At 62.1% G+C, this 6,000-nt stretch carries 6 protein-coding genes; all 6 read left to right on the top strand.

What is annotated here, in order from left to right; translation table 11 throughout:
• The first annotated feature begins 216 nt into the window (after window positions 1-216).
• The 6 genes from xerD to ACF8R3_RS04940 all read left to right on the top strand — a co-directional run bounded on the left by xerD (window position 217) and on the right by ACF8R3_RS04940 (window position 5,960).
• Window positions 217-1,113, top strand: a complete 897-nt coding sequence (gene xerD, locus ACF8R3_RS04965; RefSeq protein WP_197843868.1) for a site-specific tyrosine recombinase XerD — start codon at window positions 217-219, stop codon at window positions 1,111-1,113.
• A 154-nt stretch (window positions 1,114-1,267) separates the two neighbouring features.
• A complete protein-coding gene (locus ACF8R3_RS04960; RefSeq protein ID WP_027913823.1) occupies window positions 1,268-2,011 on the top strand; it encodes a thioredoxin fold domain-containing protein in 744 nt (247 codons plus the stop codon).
• Window positions 2,012-2,094: 83 nt separating this feature from the next.
• Entirely contained in the window at window positions 2,095-3,399 is a 1,305-nt protein-coding gene (locus tag ACF8R3_RS04955) for a homoserine dehydrogenase (RefSeq protein WP_023534107.1), read from the top strand.
• 245 nt (window positions 3,400-3,644) lie between these two features.
• Window positions 3,645-5,054 (top strand): threonine synthase, encoded by a 1,410-nt coding sequence (thrC, locus tag ACF8R3_RS04950; protein ID WP_058603765.1) that lies wholly within the window; start codon window positions 3,645-3,647, stop codon window positions 5,052-5,054.
• A 126-nt stretch (window positions 5,055-5,180) separates the two neighbouring features.
• Window positions 5,181-5,600, top strand: coding sequence for a histidine kinase (locus tag ACF8R3_RS04945; RefSeq protein WP_392515069.1), 420 nt, complete (start codon window positions 5,181-5,183; stop codon window positions 5,598-5,600).
• Between the two features lie 78 nt (window positions 5,601-5,678).
• Window positions 5,679-5,960, top strand: a complete 282-nt coding sequence (locus ACF8R3_RS04940) for a DUF3509 domain-containing protein (protein ID WP_023534040.1) — start codon at window positions 5,679-5,681, stop codon at window positions 5,958-5,960.
• Window positions 5,961-6,000 lie beyond the last annotated feature (40 nt).

Here is a 6,000-nt window from a genome sequence, read left to right as displayed (position 1 = left end):
CCAACTAGCCATCTGCGCCCCCGCCCAGGCGTTCAAACGATCAGGTGCTCAGCCGATCACAGCGAATACCTGAACTCACCACCCAGCCCTTCACCGCCGCGGCCCATAAAAACTCACGAGCCTCGATAAGCAATCCAGGGTAGCCCACCCAGCTACAGACAACCCGCCAACCGCTATGAAACACTACGCCCCCCAAAGCCGCCAACAGCTCCCAGCATGCCCGCCCTGGACCACCCGCTCATCGACCAATTCCTGGACGCCCTGTGGCTCGAAAAGGGATTGTCCGACAATACCCGCACCTCATATCGCAGCGACCTGGCCCTGTTCAACGGCTGGCTCCAAACCCGCTCGGTCGAGCTCCCAGACGCCGGCCGCGAACTGATTCTCGACCACCTGGCCTGGCGCCTGGACCAGGGCTACAAGCCGCGCTCGACCGCGCGATTCCTGTCCGGGCTACGCGGTTTCTTCCGCTACCTGCTGCGCGAAAAGCTTATTGCCATCGACCCGACACTCCAGGTGGACATGCCCCAACTGGGCAAGCCGTTACCCAAATCGCTGTCCGAGGCAGACGTGGAAGCCTTGTTGCAAGCCCCGGAGCTTGGCGAGGCCATCGGCCAGCGTGACCGCGCCATGCTCGAAGTGCTGTATGCCTGCGGCCTGCGCGTGACCGAGCTGGTCAGCCTGACGCTCGATCAGGTCAATCTGCGCCAAGGCGTACTCAGGGTGATGGGCAAAGGGAGCAAGGAGCGGCTGGTGCCCATGGGCGAGGAGGCGGTGGTGTGGCTGGAGCGCTACCTGCGTAACGGCCGTGCCGAGTTGCTCAACGGCCGCCCCAGTGACGTGCTGTTCCCCAGCCTGCGCGGCGAGCAGATGACGCGGCAGACCTTCTGGCACCGCATCAAGCACCATGCCCAGGTGGCGGGCATCGACAAAGCCTTGTCGCCGCATACCCTGCGACACGCGTTCGCCACGCACCTGCTCAACCACGGTGCTGATCTTCGCGTGGTGCAGCTGTTGCTGGGCCACAGCGACTTGTCGACCACGCAGATCTACACCCACGTGGCAAAAGCACGGTTGCAGCAACTGCACGCCGAGCACCATCCGCGCGGATGAATGTTTTTCATGTTCGGCCAACCGACAGTCTGCGGCGGCTTCAAGCCAGGCGTGATGTGGTAGGCTTGGGCGGTTAGCACCAAGGGCCGCCCAGTCACCTCGTCGTTTTGCTCAGGTGACGCTCTGCGGCCCCTGTCCGCCCTCAGGAGTATCCATGCGCGTGACCCCGTTTTTCGCCGCCGCCGCCTTGGCGCTGGCCAGCACCTTTGCCGTGGCTGCGGCGCCCGATACACCCGTCGGCGCAGAGCAGGCCATTCGCAAGTCATTGCAGAACCTGTCCCTGGAAGTGCCCGTTGAAAGCGTGGCCAGCAGCCCGGTCAGCGGCCTGTACGAAGTCAAGCTGCAAGGCGGGCGCGTGCTGTACGCCAGCGCCGATGGCCAGTTCGTGATGCAGGGTTATCTGTTCCAGATCCAGGACGGCAAGCCCGTCAACCTGACCGAGAAAGCCGAGCGCCTGGGCATTGCCAAGCTCATCAACGGCATTCCGGCAGGTGAGATGGTGGTGTATCCGGCCAAGGGCGAAACCAAGTCCCACATCACCGTCTTCACCGACACCACGTGCCCGTACTGCCACAAGCTGCATGCCGAAGTACCCGAACTCAACCGCCGCGGTATCGAAGTGCGTTACGTCGCCTTCCCACGCCAAGGCCTGGGCTCGGCCGGCGACCAGCAATTGCAGGCGGTGTGGTGCTCCAGCGACCGCCGCAAGGCCATGGACAAAATGGTCGAGGGTGATGAAATCAAGGCAGCCAAGTGCACCAACCCGGTCAGCAAACAGTTCCAGTTGGGGCAGTCGATCGGCGTCAACGGTACGCCGGCCATCGTGCTCGAAAACGGCCAGGTGATTCCGGGTTACCAGCCTGCACCGCAGGTCGCCAAGCTGGCGCTTGCCAAGTAATACAGTTCAATACGCCGTCGTCATGGGGTGACGGCATGTTTCACGGTCGGCAAAGGTGTCGGCCGTTCAATGGGGAGTTCACAGTGAAACCGGTCAAAGTAGGCATCTGTGGGTTGGGGACCGTCGGTGGCGGAACCTTCAATGTACTTCAGCGCAACGCCGAGGAGATTGCCCGCCGTGCCGGGCGCGGTATTGAAGTGGCCCAGATCGCCATGCGCTCGCAGAACCCGAACTGCCAGATTACCGGTACCCCCATTACCGCTGATGTGTTCGAAGTCGCGAGCAACCCCGAGATCGATATCGTCATCGAGCTCATTGGCGGCTACACCGTAGCCCGCGACCTGGTGCTCAAGGCCATCGAAAACGGCAAGCACGTGGTCACCGCCAACAAGGCGTTGATCGCCGTGCATGGCAACGAAATCTTCGCCAGAGCCCGTGAAAAGGGCGTGATCGTCGCCTTCGAAGCGGCGGTGGCCGGTGGCATTCCGGTGATCAAGGCAATTCGCGAGGGCCTGTCGGCTAACCGTATCAACTGGCTGGCCGGGATCATCAACGGTACTGGCAACTTCATCCTCACCGAAATGCGCGAGAAAGGTCGCGCCTTCCCGGATGTGCTGGCCGAAGCCCAGGCGCTTGGCTACGCCGAGGCCGACCCGACGTTCGACGTCGAAGGGATCGACGCGGCGCACAAGCTGACCATCCTGGCGTCGATCGCGTTCGGCATTCCGCTGCAATTCGACAAGGCCTATACCGAAGGCATCACCCAGCTGACCACGGCCGACGTGAACTACGCCGAAGCCTTGGGCTACCGCATCAAGCACCTGGGCATGGCACGCCGTACCGCCGAAGGTATCGAGTTGCGCGTGCACCCGACGCTGATTCCGGCTGACCGCCTGATCGCCAACGTCAATGGGGTGATGAATGCCGTGATGGTCAACGGCGACGCCGCCGGCTCGACGTTGTACTACGGCGCAGGCGCAGGAATGGAACCGACCGCTTCCTCGGTGGTAGGCGACCTGGTGGATGTGGTCCGTGCCATGACCTCTGACCCGGAAAACCGTGTGCCCCATTTGGCGTTCCAGCCCGATTCGCTGTCGGCGCACCCGATCCTGCCAATCGAAGCCTGCGAGAGCGCTTATTACCTGCGTATCCAGGCCAAGGACCACCCAGGTGTGCTGGCCCAGGTGGCGAGCATTCTGTCCGAGCGCGGCATCAACATCGAATCGATCATGCAAAAGGAAGCCGAAGAGCAAGACGGCCTGGTGCCGATGATCCTGTTGACCCACCGCGTGGTGGAGCAGGGCATCAACGACGCCATCGTCGCCCTCGAGGCCCTGCAGGATGTGGTGGGCCAGGTCGTGCGCATTCGCGTCGAGCAGCTCAACTAGGGTTGGCCTGAACAGCCTTGTGACGAGCGTCCGGCAAGGCTGTTTGCGTACCTGCGTGACCAAGTACCAGGGCTTGTTGCACAGAGCCCCAGCGACACCCTCGACGCTGCAGCTAGATGCAGCGTAGGGGCTTTAGAACACCCTATAGTCACGGCAAGCCAAGGCATGCCGCCCAGGTTCGAGGCCACTGGCCCTTTCCTGCTGCGGGCAAACGAGGCTTGCCGCTCAAACCAAAGGTTTGTCCCATGCGCTATATCAGTACCCGCGGCCAGGCACCGGCCCTGAACTTCGAAGACGTATTGCTCGCCGGCCTGGCTACCGACGGTGGCCTGTACGTCCCGGAAAACCTGCCACGTTTCACCCAGGAAGAAATCGCATCCTGGGCGGGCCTGCCGTACCACGAGCTGGCATTCCGAGTCATGCGCCCGTTCGTCGAGGGCAGCATCGCCGATGCCGACTTCAAGAAGATCCTCGAAGAAACCTACGGCGAATTCGCCCACGCTGCCGTTGCCCCGCTGCGTCAGCTCGACAGTAACGAGTGGGTGCTTGAGCTGTTCCACGGGCCGACCCTGGCATTCAAAGATTTCGCTCTGCAACTGCTTGGTCGCTTGCTCGACCATGTGCTGGTCAAGCGCAACGAGCGCGTGGTGATCATCGGTGCCACCAGCGGCGACACCGGCTCCGCCGCCATCGAGGGCTGCCGTCGGTGCGACAACGTCGACATCTTTATCCTGCACCCGCACCAGCGGGTCTCGGAAGTGCAGCGTCGGCAGATGACGACGATCTTCGGCGAGAACATCCACAACATCGCCATCGAAGGCAACTTCGATGACTGCCAGGAAATGGTCAAGGCGAGCTTCGCCGACCAGTCGTTCCTCAAGGGCACCCGTCTGGTGGCCGTCAACTCGATCAACTGGGCGCGGATCATGGCCCAGATCGTCTACTACTTCCATGCCGCCCTGCAGTTGGGCGGCCCGGCCCGTTCGGTGGCCTTCTCGGTGCCAACCGGCAACTTCGGCGATATCTTCGCAGGCTACCTGGCACGCAACATGGGCCTGCCGATCAGCCAACTGGTAGTTGCCACCAACCGCAACGACATCCTGCACCGCTTCATGAGCGGCAACCAGTACGTCAAGGAGCAGTTGCACGCCACCCTGTCGCCGTCGATGGACATCATGGTCTCGTCCAACTTCGAGCGCCTGCTGTTCGATCTGCACGGTCGTAACGGTGCATCGATCGCCGAGTTGATGGCCAACTTCCGCCAGGGCGGCGGCTTTAGCGTCGAACAGGACCGCTGGACCGAGGCACGCAAGCTCTTCGATTCGCTGGCCGTCACCGATGAACAGACCTGCCAGACCATCGCCGAGGTGTTTGAGGCGACCGGCGAGGTGCTGGACCCGCACACGGCCATCGGCGTCAAAGCCGGTCGCGAGTGCCGCCGTAGCCTGGATACGCCCATGGTCGTGCTGGGTACTGCACACCCGGTCAAGTTCCCCGAGGCGGTCGAGCAGGCGGGCGTTGGCAAGGCGCTTGAATTGCCCGTGCACATGAGCGACCTGTTTAGCCGCGAAGAGCGTTGCACCGTATTGCCCAATGACCTCAAGGCAGTACAAAGCTTCGTCAGCCAGCACGGCAATCGCGGCAAGCCGCTCTGACCTTGCAGGCTCCGGGTCGGACCGATCCGGAGCCTCAGCGGTTTCGATGGTTTAATTCAGACAAATCCTATTCTGGCCGATCGTCTTCGCGCCTAGATTAGCCGGTCCTCCCAGCAGGAGCGGCTCATGCAACAGCCCCATGTACTGATTCATCACGTGCGCCCGTCCCACCAGATCCTTCTGCACCAGGCCCTCAATGCCCAGGGCGTGTTTCAGGTGCGGATCTGTCAGGACAAGGCCGAGCTCGACGCGTGCCTTTCGAGCGCATTCTCCCCGGATTTATTGATCTTCGACCATGCCATGCCCACCCGCACGGGGACTGCGATGCTCAAGCGGTTACCGCCCACCTGCCCGGTGCTGTTCGTAGGCCAGGCAGGCGCCCGGCGGCGCAACCTGGCTGAACAGGCCCGCAGTTTTGGCTTGCACGTCATCGGGGAGTTGCCATGGCCACTGTCTTCCCCAGCCCTGCAAAGGGCGTTGCAAATACTGCCCAGCCCGTCCGAACGTGAAAGGTCGCAGCCCATGGAAGCACTGACGGCGCATTGAACAGCATGGAAGGTTAGAACTTTCCGCTTCGCTTGCAGGTCTGCTCCTTACAACTCATCAAGCAAGCGAGTAATCCGGATGGAACGAATCTGCAGACTGCTCAACCAAGCCCTCACCCCTTACCAGGCGCACTTGGGTCTGGCCGATAGCCACGGTAACCGGCAGTTGACCGTCCACGACCACCTGGCCAGGGTGGTATTGCAACGCACGGTCAGCGAGCGTCAATTGCAGGAGCAACGCCTGCTGGTGGATATGGTCGATGGTCTGCACCGTGATCTGCAGATCGCCGAAGGGCGGCTGCAGCCTTGCGTGATTGCTGCGTTGCAGCAGCGTCAGCAACCTCAGGGAACCTTTGCCTGAGCGAGTCATCAGATTGATCAGTACAGCCGGCCACTGCTTT

The sequence above is a fragment of the Pseudomonas sp. FYR_7 genome (assembly GCF_043106155.1).
Taxonomy (GTDB): Bacteria; Pseudomonadota; Gammaproteobacteria; order Pseudomonadales; family Pseudomonadaceae; genus Aquipseudomonas; species Aquipseudomonas parafulva_B.
This window is presented reverse-complemented; position numbering and strand designations above follow the sequence as displayed.